Consider the following 18973-nt stretch of genomic DNA (forward strand, 5'->3'; position numbering starts at 1 on the left):
AACGTGATTTCTCCTAAAAAATATTTAAAATCTAAAAAAAACATTAAATTTGCGCAGACTGACATTATGGAAAAGAAATCACAAAAAAACCTAGCAGCAATGCCTGAAACTAGCAAAATCTTATCAAAACAACGTATTTTTTTCGGACTCACACTTATTGTTTTCGCCGGAGTATTAACGCTGTCTTTTATTTCTTATTTAATGAATTGGAAAGCAGACCAAAGCCAGGCTGGAACTTTTTTAGATAAAACGATAAAATCATCAAACCTATTTGGTAAGCTTGGCGATTGGCTTGGTAATATTTTTATTTTTGAAAGTATTGGTGTTGCTTCATTTATCATAGCTTTTCTATTTGTAGTCTTAGGAACGATGATTTTAAAGAAAAAAATCTTTAAACCTTGGATGACTTTTGGGCATTCACTATTTTTCATTTGCTGGTTACCTATATTATTGGGTGCAATTACAAGAGGAAATGGTAATGGCGGTGTTTTAAGTGGAGTGTATGGGTATCAGATTATGGATTCTCTTTCTGCGATTATCGGCACCGTTGGTCTTTGGGTAGTTTTAGTGGTAAGTATTGCACTTTATTTTATTCTTGAATTTAATCTTAGACCAAGCTCGATAAAAGCTAAACTTAATGTAATTAATGAAAATACTATTGGGAAAGTAAAATCGATGATGCCAAATTCTGACCAGGATTTTGATGCCGATGAGGAATTGGAAGAAGAATTACATGATGAAGAACAAAATATTACGGTTACCGAAATGTCTAGCCCTAAAAAAAGCCCTGAAGTGGCTAAAAAGAATGTGGCTATCCAGGAAGTTAAAGAAAATCAACCGATTGCAGAAGTTGAAACAATTGTAACGCCTAATCAAACTTCTTTTGAGGAAGATAAAGAAATTACTCCCACTCTAAATTTAAATATTACTACAACATCTACAATCCCTACTATAAAACCTGAAGATGCTTTTGATGCGCCTGTTTCAAATTTTTCAACATCTTCTTCTTCTGAACCAGACGAAATTAAATTTAAAGTAGAAGTTGCTCCTGTAATTGACATTATAGATGAAGCTGATAAACAATCTCAAGATTTGGTAGACAAACATGGCTTGTATGATCACCGATTAGATTTAGCGAAATTCCAAATGCCTCCAATCGATTTATTGAAAGAATATGGCAATGAAGAAATTTCTATTAATAAAGAAGAATTAGAAGAAAACAAAAATAAAATTGTTGGTCTTTTGAAGACTTTCAACGTTGGAATTGCTGAAATTAAAGCGACGATCGGACCAACAGTTACTTTGTATGAAATTGTTCCGGAAGCAGGGATCAGAGTTGCTTCCATTAAAAAATTACAGGATGACATTGCCTTGAATCTTTCTGCTCTAGGAATCAGAATTATTGCGCCAATGCCTGGAAAAGGTACGATTGGTATTGAGGTTCCGAGAAAAAATCCTACAATGGTCTCTATGAGATCGGTAATTGCTTCTCAGAAATTCCAGAATACAGATATGGATTTGCCGGTTGTTTTCGGTAAGACAATTTCTAATGAAGTGTTTATGGCAGATCTATCTAAAATGCCTCACCTTTTGATGGCGGGAGCAACCGGACAAGGAAAATCGGTAGGTATTAATGCTATTCTGACTTCCCTACTTTACAAAAAACATCCAAGTGAACTGAAGTTTGTCATGGTGGATCCTAAAAAGGTAGAACTTTCCTTATACTCAAAAATTGAAAGACATTATCTGGCAAAACTTCCGGATTCTGATGATGCGATTATCACAGACACTAATAAAGTAATTAATACTTTGAATTCTCTTTGCGTAGAGATGGACCAGCGTTATGATTTACTTAAAAATGCTTTCTGTAAAAATTTAAAAGAATACAATAAAAAATTCACCGAAAGAAAATTAAACCCTGAAAACGGACACCGATATTTACCGTATATCGTTTTAGTTGTCGATGAGTTTGCAGATTTAATTATGACTGCCGGAAAAGAAGTTGAGCTTCCGATTGCAAGATTAGCACAGTTGGCAAGAGCGGTAGGAATTCACTTAATTGTTGCTACACAAAGACCTTCTGTAAATGTAATTACAGGGATGATTAAAGCCAACTTCCCTGCGAGAGCGGCATTCAGAGTAATTTCAAGTGTAGATTCAAGAACTATTTTAGATTCTACAGGAGCTGATCAGTTGATTGGTAAAGGTGATATGCTTTATTTTAACGGAAACGAAATTTTAAGACTTCAGTGTGCATTTGTAGATACTCCGGAAGTTGAGAGGCTGGCTGAGTTTATTGGTGAACAAAAAGGATATGCTTCTGCCTTCTTACTTCCAGAATATGTTTCTGAAGAAGCGACAAGCACTGTAGGAGCTTTTGACCCTAACGAAAAAGATGCTTTATTTGAAGATGCTGCAAGAATTATTGTTTCCACGCAGCAAGGTTCTACTTCAATGCTTCAGAGACAGCTGAAATTAGGATACAATAGAGCCGGAAGAATTATGGATCAGCTAGAAGCAAGCGGTATTGTTGGAGGATTTAACGGTGCTAAAGCCAGAGAAGTTTTGATTAGTGATCTGTATTCTTTGGAGCAATTTTTAGAAGATTTGAGAAATTAATAACAACTTTAAAATAACATAAAGATGAAAATTTTAAAATTAGCGAAAGGAATCTTTCTTATTTCTACAATATTAATGATCTCTTCCTGCGCCTTGAAATCAATTCCCAGTGATTATAATACAGTAAAACTAGATGCCGTAAACACAGAGAATTTAGGCTATGGGAAAGTTCTAATCTATAACGGAGCAGGAATAATGCATTCTGCCGACAACACAGCAAGATTAAATATCTGGGTCGACGGTAAATCGCTAGGACAAATCAAATCCAGAGAATATTTAATCATTGATCTTAATAATGGAAATCATGAGTTTAAAATTCTTCATATTGATATGGTAAATATGAGAAGTACGCATCAGATTAATGTAAATGAAAATACAAAAGTAGTAAGAGTAGAACCTACAATAACTTCGAATAAAGCAACTGTAACAAATGCCTTACCTGAAAATTTTGAAAAGTACAGATATAGAATTGAGCATAATAAATAGATTAATTATTTTCAGATGCCTAAGCTTTCATACTGATCCTTTGGAACAGTTTTTGGAAGATCTGCGAAATTAAAATTAAAAAAACATTTTATTTTAACTTTCAGGATGTATGAAAGTCTAAAGAATAGGAAAAATTAGAAAATTAAAAATGAAAAAAATAATATCAAAAATAGTTGTAGGAACATTGGTCGTAGGAAGTATTGGTTTTGTGCAGGCTCAGAAAATTGATGCCAAAGCAAAGAAAATACTAGATGATATTACGGCAAATTACAATTCTAAAAAGAATTCATACTTCAAATTTGCTTTTGGAAGCGGAATGAACGGAACTGTTTCTAAAACCGAACCGGGAATTTATTATTCTGCAGGTGATAAATACAAGTTGAAAATCATGGAAACGGAACAGATTTTTGACGGAAATAAAATCTACAACATCAATACAGAAGACATGGAGGTGACCGTGGCAAAGCCAAATGCAAACAGCACGATGTTCTCCCCTATCAATTATCTTACTTCTTACAGAAAAGACTATAACGTTGCTTACAGCGGTAAAAAAACGGTGGATGGTGTGAGCGCAGATTTAATTAAATTAACGCCGGTAAAAGCAAACGGATTAAAATATATTTATCTTTATGTAGATTATGCAAAAAAGCAAATGCTGAAACTAGAGCAGCATGGTAATAATAAAGATATTTCTGTAATTGCGATTAAAGAATACAAGGAAAACCAGCAATTAGACCCGAATATGTTTGTTTTTGACAAGACAAAATTTAAAAATTATCTTGTTACAGAATTATAATTCTAAATAAATATTAAAATTTCAAGTCACAAAGAAAACTTTGTGGCTTTTTCATTAATTTTGGCGAATGTTTAAAATCTTAGACCGATATATCATCAAGACCTTTTTTGGTCCGTTTTTATTTATATTCAGTGTACTGTTTTTTATATTTATTGTAAACATTATCTGGATTCAGCTGGGTCAGTTTATGGGTAAAGGTTTAACGACTTTACAAATCATGAAGCTCCTTTTCTACCTTGGAGTAAGTGTAGTAAGTATGGTTTTACCTTTAACGGTGCTTTTGGCGAGTATAATGTCTTTCGGTGAACTGGGAGAACGGTATGAACTTGCTGCTATGAAAGCCGCCGGAATATCTTTAACGCGTGTGATGTTACCGCTTTTAGGAGTAACAGCTGTTTTAGCGGTCATGCTCTATTTTTTCTCAAATAATATTATTCCCGATTTTCAGAGAAAAGCGAAGAATATGCTTTTTAATATTGCTCAAACCAAACCTGCATTGAATTTTACGCCGGGGCAGTTTATTGATCAGATTCCTGGTGTTATGGTAAAATTTGATAAAATTAAAGGTGAAGATGGAAGAGATCTGGAGGGTATATTTATTCACAAAAAAGCAGGTAATTTCGAAAATCAACAGACGATTGTTGCCGAAAAGGGAAAATTTGCAAATGCTGTGAATAGAAAATATATGAAGCTTATCCTTTATAACGGAAGTGTAATTGAAGATAGTTATGCCGGAAAAGCAGATAATGTAAGATTAAAACAACCCGATCAGGCAACCAAATTTGATACTTTAATTACGCATTTTGACATTAGCGAATTAATTGATAAAGCCATCGAAAAAGAACAGATTACAGACGACTACCGTTTTCAAACGTATACAGAGCTTTTAGGTACCATCGATAAAGCTAAAAAAGACAACAGTAGAACTGCGGACAATATCAGTAACGATATTATTTCTCAAACGAATTCTGTAGTTACATATATGGATAAAAATAAAACCAAAGCTCCGATAAAATCTCAATATAAATTAGACACCATAAAAGGAGATAAGAAACTACAGATTCTTACCAATGCTTATTCTAGGTTAGATAATCTGAAAACCAATTTAGATGCTAAAGAAAAAGAGATTGATCCTAGTGTAAAATATTTCAGTAAAGTAGTTATTTATCAGCAGAGAATTCTTACCTACTCTTTTACCTGTATCATCTTTTTTATGATTGGTGCCAGTTTAGGATCTATTATCCGAAAAGGAGGAATGGGAGTTCCGGTAATCATAGCGATTGTAATATTCATTATTTTCTATGTCATCAATGTAGGTTTTGAAAATGTAGCGTGGTCTGGTAAAATGAGCCCGTATCTTGCGGCTTGGCTTCCCAATATTATCTTATTCCCTTTTGGAATTCTAATGACCTATAAAGCTTTAACAGACTCTCAGTTATTCGATTCTGAAAAGTATAAAGCTTTCCTTAAACCAATCACGAAGCTCTTCGTGAAACAAAAAGAACATCAACGTTATCAATAATCATTAAATCCGAAAGAAATTTCGGATTTTTTTTTGCAATCAAAAGTTTAAAATTAATATCTTCAAAAAGTGAAATTTTTATTTTAACTAACTCTAAAAACGGATATGAAAAGAATTATTTTTATTGTATCATTGATTTCAATAGTTTCTTGCTCAGGAAGTTCTGAAAATAGATCAAACTCCAATAATATTGAGACAGAATCTCCTATTCAAAATCTCAATGTTCAAACGAGCACATTTTCAGAAATTGACAGCAGTGGAGTTTTGATGTTTCCGCTCAAAATGGGTGAAACCAAACGTGAAGATGGAGGCTCTTCTTACAAAGATATTCCTTCATATTACTTTTGGAATATTATGTTTTTTAATTCTAATACCAATAATTATTACTTATTGACAAAAGATAAAATCTTAATTGAAAGTTTTAACGAAGAATATTATGATGATACAAAAACAGTTTCAACCTATAAAACAAATTATATTTTTTATACGGCTAAAAGTTTAGATTACAATAAAGATAATCTGTTGAATGATAAAGATCCTTCCTATCTTTTTGTTTCAGACAAAGAAGGAATGAACTTCAAACAACTTTCTCCAGATAATTATCATTTGTCCAATTGGAAGTATATTAAATCTACCAATAAAGTAATTTTTACTGCGTCAAAAGACAGTGATAAAAACAGTTTATTTGACGATAAAGATGAAGTTGTAGCTTTTGAAGTGAATGTAGACTTAAATGAATCAGCAAAAGAAATTTTTAATAATGAAACAAAGAGTGAGCTTAAAAAATTATATGATAGAGACTGGAAAAAGGTGAAAAAATAATAAAAAGTATTTGTGCAAAACCATTTAAAAATAATATTTATCATGAAAAATTTATTTGTGCTATTCTTAATTTTTTGTGCTTCATTTTGCTTTGCTCAAAAAGAAGACCTTAGAAAAGCGATAAAGGAAGAAAGTATAAACGGGGCTTTAGATTTTTCAAAAATGGTTGAAGAAAAATATTCATCTGCTCCATTCCTTCGGTTTGGCGACACTTTATATAACAAGAAAGACTTTGCAATTTTGCTTTGGGGTGCAAAAGTGAAAAATTTAGGAATAGAATCTATGGATGAGGCTTTAAAACTTTGGGAAGAAATTCATAATAAAAAATTAACTACTCCTGAAAGTAAAGCATTAAAAGTAGGATTTAAAACAAAATTTGAATAAACTGATTATTTTTAAAGTTATTCATTTGCATATTTTTTGCTCCTTCCAAAAGACCAAATATTAATTAATGAAAAAACTTATTCTACTACCAAGTCTTATCTTTATATGTTCGTGTGAAAACAAAAAGAATGAAAAGATTAATACAAATTCTCCATCAGAAAGTTCACAACAAATTTCCTATAAAGATTCTCTTAGCAAAAACAATTCACCACAAACGATTGATGAAATTAAAACAGAATATGTTTTACTTAATAATCAGTTAATCGCCAAAAAACTCGATTCTGCAAGCTTTGATTATGAATGTAATGAGGTTTCCGGAAACGTGGTTTATTACAGTTCAAATGGTGAGCTCAAAAGTATTAAGCATTTTCATGGAGACAGTCATTTTTCTTCTGTAGAAAATTATTATTTGAAAAACGGAAAGCCATTTTTTATTTTTAAAGACGATACGGTTTGGAATTTTGACGGTGGAACTCCCGAAAAACCGGAAACCAAAGATGAAATAAACCAACAGCGAATGTATATCGTTAACGGTAAAGCAATTGAATGTTTAGAAAAGAAATTTACCATTAAATCCAGCTCTAAAAATAACCCAAAGCCTGACGATATTCAAAATGTTCAAAGCAAAAACTGTTCGTATTCAGAATTGCAGAAAACATTTGAAGTACTTCTGAAAAACAGAGATAAAAAAGGAAAAACAAGCTGTATTCTATAAAACAAAAAAGAGGATTCATTATTGAATCCTCTTTTTTAATATTTTCAAAGCCTGAAAATTATACTTTCATAATTTCAGCTTCTTTTGCTTTTAAATGGTCGTCACAAAGTTTTACATGTTTGTCTGTAAGTTCTTGGATTGTAGCTTCCACATTTTTAACTAAATCTTCAGAAACTCCTTCCAGTTTCTTCAGTTCTTTGATACCATTTTGTCTTGCGTTTCTTACAACGATTTTAGTATCTTCAGTTTCACCTTTAGCTTGTTTAGCCAATTCTTTTCTTCTGTCCTCGGTTAAGGGGGGGACATTAAGGATGATGTTTTCTCCGTTATTAGAAGGTGCAAATCCTAAGTTAGAATTAATAATAGCTTTTTCAATAGCACCAATTGCAGTTCTGTCCCAAGGTTGAATAGAGATGGTCATCGCATCGGGTACTGATACGTTAGCAACCTGGTTAAGAGGAGTTGGAGCACCATAATATTCTACCATCACATCCTGAACCATATTTGTAGACGCACGTCCCGCTCTGATTCTTTGAAATGCATGATCCAAGTGCTTTATAGCCGCTTCCATATCATGTTTTACAGATTCTACGATAAGATCTAATTCTTCCATTATATATATAAAATTTGAATAGTTACACATTGATTAAAGATGAGTAATAAGTAATGGGTAATAAGTAATCATAATGCTAAAAACCTAATCCCTAAAATCTATTATCTGCTACCTTATTATAAATTAACTAATGTTCCTACATTTTCTCCATCTACAATTTTCAATAAATTACCGTCTTTGTTCATATCAAACACGATGATTGGTAATTTATTTTCGTGGCTTAATGTAAAGGCTGTCATATCCATTACTTTAAGGTCTTTTTCAAAAACTTCTTCGAAAGTTAAAGAATTATACTTTACAGCATTTTCGTTTTTCTCAGGATCGCTGTCGTAGATACCGTCAACTCTGGTTCCTTTTAGAATAACATCAGCTCCTATTTCGATAGCTCTTAATGTTGCAGCGGTGTCGGTGGTAAAATAAGGGTTTCCTGTTCCAGCTCCGAAGATCACTACTCTACCTTTTTCAAGATGTCTTACTGCTCTTCTTTTAATGAAAGGTTCTGCAACTTTATCCATTTCGATAGCAGATTGTAGTCTGGTTTTAATTCCGGCATCTTCCAAAGCGCCTTGTAATGCCATTCCGTTGATAACGGTTGCAAGCATTCCCATATAATCGCCTTGTACTCTATCCATTCCTTTTGCAGCTCCTGCTACACCACGGAAAATGTTTCCTCCTCCAATTACAATCGCAATTTCGCAGCCTCTGTCAACCACTTTCTTGATTTCCTGAGCATATTCCATCAGTCTGTCGGTATCGATACCGTATTGTCTGTTTCCCATTAATGCCTCACCGCTCAGTTTCAGAAGGATTCTTTTATATTTCATTGTAAATTTTAATAATAGTTTTTAAGAATTAATTTTCCTGAAAATTAACTTGGCAAATATAATCATTATAAATATTGAAAAAAAGAAAAATATTATACATAAATAATGACATAAATATTTTGATAAGTAGTAAAAAGGATTATTTTTGCATTAATTAAATACTGATTTGAAGAAAGTACTAATTTTTTCACTATTTCTTTCGGGAATTGTTTCATTTGCACAAAATGGAACAAATGTTTATTCTTTCTTAAATATTCCCGTCTCTGCAAGACAGGCTGCTTTAGGTGGCGATGCAATTACCATTAGAGATTACGATGTATCTTTTGCCATTGCCAATCCGGCTTTGTTGAATAAAGATTCAGATAAACAGCTTTCGATAAATGCTTCTACCTATTTGGCAGATTCAAAATTCGGGACAATTGCTTTTGCTAAAGATTTAGACAATGGGCATATGGTGACCGTAAATGCGAGATATTTAGGCTACGGAAATATCCCAAGAACCGATGAAAGCGGTTTTGAAATGGGAGAGTTTTCGGCTTCTGATGTTGCTGTAGGTGCAGGGTATGCGTATCAGTTTGAAGAAGACTGGACGATAGGGGGAGGATTAAATTTTATCACTTCGAAAATCGACACTTATACTTCTTCTGCCTTATCCGGAACTTTAGCCGCTACTTATCACAACAAGCAAAATAAAGAGGTAGCTTCAGTAGTTCTTAGAAATTTTGGATATCAGTTTAAATCATTCAATGGCGAAAGAGAGAATCTTCCGTTTAGAATAGATTTAGGATATACCAGGATATTGAAAGCAATTCCTCTTGCCATTACTATTACAGCACACGACTTACAGAAATTTGACATTTCTTCCGATTATAATGTTAACGGACAGGAAATTGGTTTCGGAAGAAAACTTGCCGATCACTTTTCTCTAGGTGCCGAGCTTTTTCCTGAAAAAGGCTTCAATATAAGATTAGGATATAACGTGAGAAGAGGAAACGAACTTGCGGTAGTCGATCAAAGAAACTTTACCGGATTATCTGCGGGCTTTGGTCTCAAGATTTCAAAATTCCGTTTAGATTATGCTCATGTGAGATATCATAATTCTTCCAACGTCAATCAGATCGGGATTTCTGTAGACTTAAGCGGTCATCGAGGAGAGTAAATTTATTGCAAAACTTTAAATATTCAACTTTATCATTCATTCATACTTGATTTTTTCAGAAAATTTCTTGAAATTTGTCCTATGAAAAAACCAGTAATCGCTATTGATGGATTTTCTTCTACCGGAAAAAGTTCAATCTCAAAAATTATTGCCAAAAAATTGGGTATCGTGCACCTAGATACCGGTGCTTTATATCGAGGTATTACTTGGTTTGCTCTGCAAAATTGTATTGATGAAAATGATAATATCAATTTGTCAGAGCTTTTCAAATCATTTCATTTAATTGAATTAGAATTTAAAAAAGAAGATGAAGAATTGGTTCTTTTCCTTAATCATATCAATATTGCCAAAGAAATTCGAAGCAATGAAGTCTCTGAAAATGTAAGCCTAGTTGCAAAGCAGAAAGAAGTAAGAGATTTTCTGCTGGATGCACAAAGGGTAATAGCAAAAAATGGAGGCGTAATCATGGATGGAAGAGATATTGGAACCGTAGTTTTACCCGATGCCGATTTTAAATTTTTTCTTACCGCAAGTATTGACGAACGTACAGCACGCAGATATAATGAGCTTTTATCGTTAGGAATTGAAGCCGAAGAAAATCAGGTGAAAGAAAATCTTATAGAAAGAGACCGTATTGACAGTGAAAGAGAAATTTCACCATTGCGACAGGCGGAAGATGCCATCGTGATTGACAATACAAATCTGACAAAAAGTCAAACAATCGAAAGCATATTACAATATCTTACAAAAATTAACAATTTTTATTAGACATAAACCTTGATTGGTATATTAATTGTAACCTTTTAAAACGAAAACTAGTATTTATTAACTATTAAAAAAACAAAAAATGTCTAGAAAAGGAAATAATACAGCAGGTATTTTAGCAGGTCTTTTAGCAGGTGCTGCAGCAGGTGTAATTTTAGGAATGCTTTATGCTCCTGAGGAAGGAAAAGAAACAAGAAAAAAAATCAAAAGCAAAGCCGATGACCTAAAAGATCAGGCAAAAAATAAATATGGTGAAGTATCTGAAATAGTAAAAGATCAGTATGATAATATCTCTTCTACTTTCAAAGAAACTGCCAATAATGTAGCGCATACCGTAAAAGACGGATATGACAAATACAAAGATCAAATTGTTTCTAAAACTACCGATATGGTAAAAGATGTAGAATCTGGATTGAATGATCTTAAATAATTGTATTTAATTTTTAATTAAATATAAAAAAGGAACTTTAGTTAAAAGAGTTCCTTTTTTTGTAACTTTTAAAAAAATATAAGGATGATTGAAACGATTAAAGAATACGCATCTAAGAGAATAGATTTGCTGAAAATTGAAGCCACAGAAAAATCTTCAATTTCTGCGGGTGTTATTGCCTATCTAGTGATATTATTGGTAGCTTTTGGATTTTTTATCATTCTTTTCAATTTTGGTTTGGCCTTTCTTATTGGTAAAGCTTTAGATAATTATTCATATGGATTCTTAATTGTTGCTGCATTTTATTTTGTGGTGATGGTTTTAGTTGCTACCTTTAAAAAAAGAATCGTAAATATGGTGGCAAATAAAGTAATCGAATTTTTAAATCATTAAACTATGGGAAGAAATTACGAGAGCCTGGAAGAACTTAAAAGAAAGAAAAAACTTTTGAAAAGTGAAATTACCGATTTGGAAGCTCTTTTAACTTTTAAGAACACAAAAGAGAGTTTGAGCGCATTTACCAATGGTCTCAGCGATCAATATTTAAAAGAAAAGATCGATGAAGATGGTGAAGAAACAACTGTAATCAGAAAAGATGTTATCGCAAAGCAAATCACATCTGAAGTAAAAGACCTTTTGCTAAGTAAAAATACGGCAATGGGAATTGCAGGAAGTGCATTTAAAGGCGACGCAATGGACACCGTTATCAAGCTTGCGGTTACTGCTTTTGTGGCAAATTATGCAAAGAAAAATATGAAAAGTCCAAACTGGAAAAAGAAAATCTTGGGAGCAGCATTAATTTATGTGGCACCAATGGTTTTAAAATTTATCCGTACAAAACTGGAAGCTTATCAAAAAACAAAAAGTGTATCCAGTATGGAACAACTTATATAAATTAGTTTGAGAGTTTTAGAGTCGGAGCGTTTTAGTGTTTTACACACTCTCCCACTCTAAAACCCTCCAAACATTATAGCTCTCAAACTCTGAAGAGTTGTCCCAAAATTATCCCTGCAGCCATAGAAACATTCAGGCTTTCTGTAGACTGTGATTTCCCAAATCTTGGAATACTTATTTTTTTGTGAAGAAATTTTTCTGTTTCATCACGCATTCCATTTCCTTCATTTCCTAAAATCAGATTGATTTTCTTTGGTTTTTCGAAATGATAAATATTTTCCCCTTCCATGTCGGTTCCCACATTGATATTTTCGGTTTTTGAAAGATATTCAACCAAATTGCAATAGACAATATTTACTCTTGTAAAAGAGCCCATCGTTGCCTGAATAACTTTCGGATTGTAAAAATCTACCGTGTCTTCACTGCAAATAATCTTTTCAATTCCAAACCAGTCTGCCAAACGAATAATCGTTCCTAAATTTCCCGGATCCTGAATTCCGTCTAAAACCAATTGGAAATCTTTGTCAATAAACTCAGACCTTTCTAGCAATTCACAAACCGCTACAGAATCTTTAGGATTTTGTAAAAAACTTATTTTTTTAAGTTCATTTTCAGTGATCTGTGTAAACTGAACATCTTTGGACAGAAAATTGTTAGGTTCTGTAGAAAATATTTCTTTAATTTTAAAGTTAGAATTAGGAAGTTCAAGAATAGTTTTATTCCCTTCAACCAAAAACAAGTTGTATTTTTGCCTGAACTTCTTTTTATCTAAAGACTGTAAAATTTTAATTGTATGAGCTGTAAGCATTTTAAGAATTCTCCTCAAAAATATTATAAAATAATATCATTTGCAACATTTGTTGGGTTACTTTATGCATGCAGTACCACAAAAAAAGTTCCGGATGGTGAATATCTACTTACTCAAAACAATTTTGAATTTGAAGATAAAAAGCAGTTTTTTGATGACGAACTGGAAGATTATGTACAGCAAAAGCCTAATAAAAAGCAGCTTCTTTTCATGCCGCTAAGTCTTCTTTTCTATAATGCAGCCAACCCTAAATACGATACGATTCTTAATGAATATATGACGTATCCGAGTGAGATGAGAAATCAGAAACTTCGTGATTCTCTTTTTATTAAATACAATATGCAGAGCAGTGTAGGAAAAGGTCTTTTTATGGACAGGTTGTATCATAATTGGGGAACTCCGCCGGTGATTTTAGATCAGACAAGAACTGAAAAAAGTGCAGAATCTATTGAGAAAAGAATGACGTACCGAGGTTTTTGGGATGCAGAAGTAAAATACGCTCACAAGCTTGATTCAGCAGCTAAAAAAGCATCTGTAAAATATTCTATTTTACACAACAGTCCTACAAATATTAAAGAGTATTATTATAATATCCCCGATTTAGGCATCAAAGGACTTTATCAGCAGAAAATGCATGAAAGTTTGGTAAGAAAAGGGCAATTGCTCGATCAAACTGTTTTAGAAAAAGAAATTACCCGAATCAACGATTGGATGCGTGAAAACGGATATTATAGATTCAATGCCGGTAATGATGAGGTGGGTTTTGTTGCAGATTCTCTTTTAAGCAGAAAGGAGGTTCCATTGGTTTTAGAAATCCGTAAAGATTCTATAAACCGTCCTTACAAAAGAGCTACTTTTGGAAATATTGATGTGGCAATTGTCAATCATCACACAGATTTTCCAAGAAGAACAGTGAAAGATAGTCTTAGAAGAATTAGATTTCATAAAATGAATGAAAATTATAAGACTTCGGCTTTATGGAGAACAATTATTGTTGATAGTAAAACCATTTATGATCAGAAAAAATTAGATCTTACCAAGAGAAATCTTTTGGCAATGAATAATTTTAGTATTCTTAAAGCCAGAGATTCTTTGAGACAAGGCGGCACAACTGCGCCAAACGACAGTATTGTGGATGTTCTATATATTCTGAAACCTTTAGATAAGTATGAACTAAAGATAGGAACAGATATCAATTATTCTCAGTTATTAAATTTAGGAGTTTCCCCTTCTGTAGACCTTACAACTCGAAACGTGTTTCGTGGAGCAGAAAACTTAACGACGAGTATTGCAGGAACTTTTGGATCTATCAGGAATCCTAAAAACTTAGATACAAGAATTTTAGCGTATGAATATTCTGCGCAGGGTTCTCTAAGTTTTCCTAGGCTTTTACTTCCATTTAATTATTATAAACTGATTCCTAAAAGATATACCCCAACATCTTCAATTGTTTTGGGAGCTTCGGTACAGAACAATATCGGTTTGGGAAGAACCAACTTTAATACAGGTTTAAATTATTTTGCCAATGTAAATGATCAGGTTTCACACAGATTAACGTTGTTTAATACTCTTTTCAGTTTAACGAAAAATAAAGACAGCTATTACGATTTCTTCGTAAATGATGATGTTGTAAGACAGACCGTCTTTAATGACTATTTTCTTTCTAATCCTCAGATTAAGCAGGATTTTGAATCCGGAATTTTATCAAGAGATCAGGTTTCAGAAAAGATTATTACAGATCTAGGATATGCAGCATCCGTTGCGCCTGATCCTAAAAAAGCTGATGATTTACTTTCTTTTCTAGGCACAATTGTCAACAAAGACAGACAAACCCAGGATGTACTTATTTCATCGATGATTTATAATTTCATTTATAATGAAATTGGTAAAAAAGATTACCCTAATGCTTTTTATTTTAACGGAAAAGTAGAATTGGCAGGGAATATTCCAAGTGTTTTTAATCAGAAAAGACAAGATGACGGTGGAATTTTAAGAAGCCCTGAAAGAACAATTTTCGGAATTCCATATGCACAGTTTGTAAAATTTGATTTTGATGTAAGAAAATATTTTAAATTTAATGGAAATCAAACGTTAGCATTACGACAGTTTATTGGTGTAGGAATTCCTTATGGAAATTCTTCAGCAATGCCATTTGTAAGATCATACTTTAATGGAGGTTCTAATGATATCAGAGCTTGGGTCGCATTTGGCGGTTTAGGACCGGGAGGTTCTCAGATTGACGAGAAAGTGCGTACTTATTTGATGGGGAATATTAAACTGACAACAAATATAGAATACAGAATTCCATTTACCGAGATGTATGAAGGTGCTATTTTTACCGATATCGGAAACGTTTGGAATACTGAAAATAACGGTTTTGATGATCAGTTTAAATTCAATAAATTCATCAGAGAAATGGGTATCGGTAGTGGTTTTGGTTTAAGAGTAAATGTTGCCTACATTACACTGAGAGTAGATTTAGCCTACAAAATTTATGACCCGAACAAACCCGATGGTGACCGATGGAGATTCCATGATATTAAGCCTTTAAAACCAACCTTAAATATTGCTTTCGGATATCCTTTCTAATCAGAAGAAATTCCAAAAATAAAATAAACTACAGCAGCCACTCTTGCAAGGATTTCGCGGGATTGGTTTCTGTAGTAACTCTCTGGTTTTGTTACATCTTGTGCATCAAAACCTAAAGCATTCATGTTATTGTTTCTTGCAAAAAACAATGCTCTTAGATTATGAAAACCCTGAGAAACGATGATTACATTTTTCTTATTGTAAACATCTTTACAGCGCAAAATACTTTTGTACGTATTAAAACCTTCAGGATCTTCTATAATGATTTCTTCGGGCACACCTTCTTGATAAATCAGATAATTTTTCATAGCGGCAGGTTCGTTATATCCCCTACTTTTTTCTCCGCTTACGATGATTTTTTTAATTTTTCCGTGATGATACAACAATGCAGTTGCATCCATTCTTTTGGTAAAATACGGATTAGAAAGGCCGGAACGCATTCTCGGAGAAGTTCCTAAAACCAAAGCAACTTCTCTAGGCGGAATTTTTGAAATTTTGGTATAAGTTCTACCATTGGTCAATCCGAAAACCCAGGCATTAGATAAACATATCAGAAGAAAAACAATTTCTACTGACACAAAAAGTAATTTGAATATGTTTCGGATGAATCTCAATTGAAATCAAAGTTAAGCTTTATTTTCTTAGTTTTTGCAATTGACATACATGCTAATATTTTGCCTTGAGCTTCTTCTTTTTCGGTAAGATATTCGTTTTCCAAAAGCTCTACTTCGCCTTCTTCTACAGTACATTCGCAGCTTCCACAAATTCCTGATTTGCAAGAATAAGGAACCGGAAATTTTTGAATCAAAAGCTGTTGAAGAATTTTCTCCCGGTTATTTGAAAGCACCGTTTGATAATTTTTACCTAAAAGTTGGAAATCTACCTCTACATTTTCAATCAACGGAAATTCTTTTTCTACAGGATAAATGTCATCATTAAACTCTTCAAATAATTCAAAATGAATGTTCTTTTTCGGAATTCCATGATGATAACACGCATTCGCCAAAGTTTTTATCATCTCCCCTTTTCCGCAAATTAATACTTCGTCAACGGCGTCCCAAATCGTAGATTCTTCATCGGTATCATCCAGATGCAGGATTTGATTGATAATTAAATTTAATTTTTTAGCATCCAATCTTCCGTAGAAAAACTGATCTGCGGTTTTCTCTTGCGAATAAAAATAAAAAATCTGCAGTCTGTTGTGATATTGCCTTGCAAGGTTATCTAAAAGATCACGATAAACAAGTTCTTCAGAACGTTTATTTCCAAGAAAAAGAAATAGTCTCGTTCGCGGTTCATTATGAAGAATATTTTTAAAATGGCTTAAAATAGGGGTAATCCCGATTCCTGCAGCAAAACCAACAATCGTTCTGAATTCGCTTGGTTTAGAAACTAAAGTAAACCTTCCATTAGGTTCGCTCACAAGCAATTCATCGCCAGCTTGATAATTTTTATAAAGCTGTGCAGTTACACCGTTTGGAGAATTTATTTTAATTCCTAAAGCTATTTTTTCTTCATAAGGCGCTGAAGTCATTGAATAATCATTAATCACTTCTTTTCCTTCAGCATAAAATTTTACACTTACAAATTGACCTGCTTCAAACTTAAAATTTTCTTTTAAATCCTCGGGGATTTCAAGCTCCAGCGAAAAAGTATTTTTGGTCAGGTCTTCCTTTTTAGCTATTTTTAGGCGGTGAAACTTCGTCAGTTTTCCTTTATAGATTTGTTGTTCCATACTTCATTTCAAAAATAAATAAAAAATAATTATGAAACTGACCTTCGCCCAACTTTCTTACAAACAAAACCAATGAAAAATACCTTTCGTATATTTCATTTTAACAAAAGAATGTTTTATGAAATCGCCATGCTCGCTGAACAAAAACCAATGAAGATGGCAACGATTCCATATGACCTTTAAAAATAAAATTATCTGCATATGAAAAAAATAATTTTAACTGTACTTTTAGCAACTGTTCTTATCGGTTGTAAAAAAGAAGCAGAAAAAACGAACGAAGATATAAGCACAACAGATTCTACAGATATTCAGGATACTGCACAACCAGAAGCGGCAAATGTTTCTTTAAAATCTGTTTCTACACAGCAAACTGCTGATTTTTTGCAAAAGAAAAATGATACTTTATATGTTACCAATTTTTTTGCAACATGGTGTGGACCATGTGTAAAGGAAATTCCCCATTTTAAAAAGAAAATTGAAGAGCTGAAAGATCAGCCTGTAAAAATTACTTTTGTAAGTTTAGATCAAAAAGAGATTTGGAATACTGAAGTCCCACGTTTTACAATGCAGCAAGGCATTCAGAATTATACTGTTCTTTTAGACGGGCAGCTTTTGGATGGAAACTTTTTCACAAGTAATTTTAAACAATGGACTGGAAACGCAATTCCGTTTACATTTATGAGAAGAGGCGACAAAACTGACGAAACATTGGGAATGATCAGTGAAGAGCAGCTCAACGAAAAAATTTCTTCTCTTTTGAAATAAAAGTTAAGCAGTAATTCGAAATGTCTAAAAAATTTAAGATCCTGTGTTTATTTTTATTGGTTGCAGTTATTTTGACAGCGATCATTAATCTGAATACAGGATTTTTGACTTTAAATCTTCAGGATTTTTTCCAAGATTCTACCAATAGCCAGATTGCAGAAATTCGCGTAAACCGTGTTTTAGTAATGCTTTTGGCAGGAATTTCAATTCCAACTTCAGGTTTTCTGATGCAGGAATATTTTCAAAATCCTCTTGCGGGACCAGATATTTTAGGAATAACTTCTGTTGCAAGCTTATCTGTTGCATTTTATATTTTCTTTTCGCATGATATTTTACTGCCTGAATTTCTTCAAAACAGCTTTCTAAGTTTATCTGCAATTATCGGAAGCTTAGTATTGATGCTTGTTCTGCTGTCGATGTCAAATAAATTTCAGGATAAATCTTATCTTATTATTTTCGGATTTTTGGTATCGGCTTTGGCTGGAGCTATTGTCTCTCTTCTTCAGTTTTATGCAGAAAATCAAAGCTTAAAAAATTATATTTTATGGTCTTTCGGAGCCAATAATATGGTGTCGAGAAATCAGATTATCGTGCTGTCTATTTTAGTTTTTATAGGATTATTAATTTGTTTTAAAACAATAAAACCCTTAATCGGAAATTCTTTGGGAAGTTCATATGCTCAGAGTTTAGGAGTTAATTTGAATCATCTGAAATTGATGATAATCATTGCTTCTTCTCTACTTTCGGCTTCGGTTACGGCATTTTTAGGGCCTATTTTATTCATCGGGATTATTGTTCCTCACTTTTGCAGATTGATTTATAATCCTGCAAAACTTTGGCAGCAATGGATTTTGAATATGTTTCTGGGAATGGTTATGATGTTATTTTTCTCTATTGTTGCAGAAAAAACGCAGATTCCTTTGAATGTTATCAGTTCAGTTTTTGGTATTCCTGTGATTTTAATGATGCTTTTGAAACAAAATAAAGTGTAATTGTTGGTATTTCGCAAAGGCGCAAAGTTTTTCATAAAAATAATGTTTTAAGGCG

The 18973-nt window shown here is 32.8% G+C and carries 20 protein-coding genes; 15 read left to right on the forward strand and 5 right to left on the reverse strand.

The window, feature by feature from the left end; translation table 11 throughout:
- The first annotated feature begins 66 nt into the window (after window positions 1-66).
- The 7 genes from B5X64_RS09610 to B5X64_RS09640 all read left to right on the forward strand — a co-directional run bounded on the left by B5X64_RS09610 (window position 67) and on the right by B5X64_RS09640 (window position 7344).
- Entirely contained in the window at window positions 67-2619 is a 2553-nt protein-coding gene (locus tag B5X64_RS09610; RefSeq protein WP_079465117.1) for an FtsK/SpoIIIE family DNA translocase, read from the forward strand.
- A gap of 24 nt (window positions 2620-2643) precedes the next feature.
- Entirely contained in the window at window positions 2644-3105 is a 462-nt protein-coding gene (locus tag B5X64_RS09615; RefSeq protein WP_079465009.1) for a hypothetical protein, read from the forward strand.
- Window positions 3106-3253: 148 nt separating this feature from the next.
- On the forward strand, window positions 3254-3901 hold the full coding sequence (gene lolA1 / locus B5X64_RS09620) for an outer membrane lipoprotein periplasmic chaperone LolA1 (protein WP_079465010.1): 648 nt from the start codon (window positions 3254-3256) through the stop codon (window positions 3899-3901).
- A gap of 67 nt (window positions 3902-3968) precedes the next feature.
- Window positions 3969-5423, forward strand: coding sequence for an LptF/LptG family permease (locus tag B5X64_RS09625; protein ID WP_079465011.1), 1455 nt, complete (start codon window positions 3969-3971; stop codon window positions 5421-5423).
- Between the two features lie 105 nt (window positions 5424-5528).
- Window positions 5529-6245: a hypothetical protein gene (locus B5X64_RS09630; RefSeq protein WP_079465012.1), complete on the forward strand. Its 717-nt coding sequence runs from the start codon at window positions 5529-5531 to the stop codon at window positions 6243-6245.
- 42 nt (window positions 6246-6287) lie between these two features.
- On the forward strand, window positions 6288-6629 hold the full coding sequence (locus B5X64_RS09635; protein ID WP_079465013.1) for a hypothetical protein: 342 nt from the start codon (window positions 6288-6290) through the stop codon (window positions 6627-6629).
- A gap of 67 nt (window positions 6630-6696) precedes the next feature.
- A complete protein-coding gene (locus tag B5X64_RS09640; RefSeq protein ID WP_079465014.1) occupies window positions 6697-7344 on the forward strand; it encodes a hypothetical protein in 648 nt (215 codons plus the stop codon).
- Between the two features lie 58 nt (window positions 7345-7402).
- Here the strand turns inward: B5X64_RS09640 and frr are convergent, their stop codons facing one another.
- The gene (frr, locus tag B5X64_RS09645; RefSeq protein WP_079465015.1) at window positions 7403-7957 is read right to left on the reverse strand and encodes a ribosome recycling factor; all 555 of its coding nucleotides are present in this window, start codon (window positions 7955-7957) and stop codon (window positions 7403-7405) included.
- 116 nt (window positions 7958-8073) lie between these two features.
- A complete protein-coding gene (gene pyrH, locus B5X64_RS09650) occupies window positions 8074-8781 on the reverse strand; it encodes a UMP kinase (RefSeq protein ID WP_066675610.1) in 708 nt (235 codons plus the stop codon).
- A 166-nt stretch (window positions 8782-8947) separates the two neighbouring features.
- On the opposite strand from pyrH, the gene porQ reads away from it, so the two are divergent.
- The 5 genes from porQ (at window position 8948) to B5X64_RS09675 (ending at window position 12029) form a co-directional block, all read left to right on the forward strand.
- A complete protein-coding gene (gene porQ, locus B5X64_RS09655) occupies window positions 8948-9940 on the forward strand; it encodes a type IX secretion system protein PorQ (protein WP_079465016.1) in 993 nt (330 codons plus the stop codon).
- An 81-nt stretch (window positions 9941-10021) separates the two neighbouring features.
- The gene (gene cmk, locus B5X64_RS09660; protein ID WP_079465017.1) at window positions 10022-10708 is read left to right on the forward strand and encodes a (d)CMP kinase; all 687 of its coding nucleotides are present in this window, start codon (window positions 10022-10024) and stop codon (window positions 10706-10708) included.
- A 79-nt stretch (window positions 10709-10787) separates the two neighbouring features.
- Complete coding sequence (locus B5X64_RS09665) at window positions 10788-11135, forward strand: YtxH domain-containing protein (RefSeq protein WP_079465018.1); 348 nt, start codon at window positions 10788-10790, stop codon at window positions 11133-11135.
- A gap of 84 nt (window positions 11136-11219) precedes the next feature.
- Window positions 11220-11528, forward strand: coding sequence for a phage holin family protein (locus B5X64_RS09670; protein ID WP_066675617.1), 309 nt, complete (start codon window positions 11220-11222; stop codon window positions 11526-11528).
- Window positions 11529-11531: 3 nt separating this feature from the next.
- Window positions 11532-12029, forward strand: coding sequence for a phosphoribosyl-ATP pyrophosphatase (locus B5X64_RS09675; RefSeq protein ID WP_079465019.1), 498 nt, complete (start codon window positions 11532-11534; stop codon window positions 12027-12029).
- Window positions 12030-12111: 82 nt separating this feature from the next.
- Here B5X64_RS09675 and B5X64_RS09680 read toward each other — a convergent pair whose 3' ends face one another.
- On the reverse strand, window positions 12112-12837 hold the full coding sequence (locus B5X64_RS09680) for a TrmH family RNA methyltransferase (RefSeq protein ID WP_079465020.1): 726 nt from the start codon (window positions 12835-12837) through the stop codon (window positions 12112-12114).
- Between B5X64_RS09680 and tamL the strand changes: the two genes are divergently transcribed.
- Window positions 12823-15426 carry a translocation and assembly module lipoprotein TamL gene (gene tamL, locus B5X64_RS09685; RefSeq protein ID WP_079465021.1) on the forward strand — a complete coding sequence of 868 codons (2604 nt, stop codon included), beginning with the start codon at window positions 12823-12825 and terminating at the stop codon, window positions 15424-15426. The two genes, B5X64_RS09680 and tamL, sit on opposite strands and share 15 nt — an antisense overlap.
- Here the strand turns inward: tamL and B5X64_RS09690 are convergent.
- Window positions 15423-16040, reverse strand: coding sequence for a SanA/YdcF family protein (locus B5X64_RS09690; RefSeq protein WP_079465022.1), 618 nt, complete (start codon window positions 16038-16040; stop codon window positions 15423-15425). The two genes, tamL and B5X64_RS09690, sit on opposite strands and share 4 nt — an antisense overlap.
- Window positions 16037-17161 (reverse strand): ferredoxin--NADP reductase, encoded by a 1125-nt coding sequence (locus B5X64_RS09695; RefSeq protein WP_079465023.1) that lies wholly within the window; start codon window positions 17159-17161, stop codon window positions 16037-16039. The genes B5X64_RS09690 and B5X64_RS09695 overlap by 4 nt, the downstream gene beginning before the upstream one ends.
- Window positions 17162-17362: 201 nt before the next feature.
- Here B5X64_RS09695 and B5X64_RS09700 point away from each other — a divergent pair, with 201 nt between their 5' ends.
- Together B5X64_RS09700 and B5X64_RS09705 are read left to right on the forward strand one after the other, a co-directional pair.
- A complete protein-coding gene (locus tag B5X64_RS09700; RefSeq protein WP_079465024.1) occupies window positions 17363-17926 on the forward strand; it encodes a TlpA family protein disulfide reductase in 564 nt (187 codons plus the stop codon).
- 20 nt (window positions 17927-17946) lie between these two features.
- Entirely contained in the window at window positions 17947-18918 is a 972-nt protein-coding gene (locus B5X64_RS09705; protein WP_079465025.1) for a FecCD family ABC transporter permease, read from the forward strand.
- Window positions 18919-18973: the final 55 nt, after the last annotated feature.

Origin of the sequence: Chryseobacterium balustinum, from assembly GCF_900168205.1 — a bacterium.
GTDB lineage: Bacteria > Bacteroidota > Bacteroidia > Flavobacteriales > Weeksellaceae > Chryseobacterium > Chryseobacterium balustinum.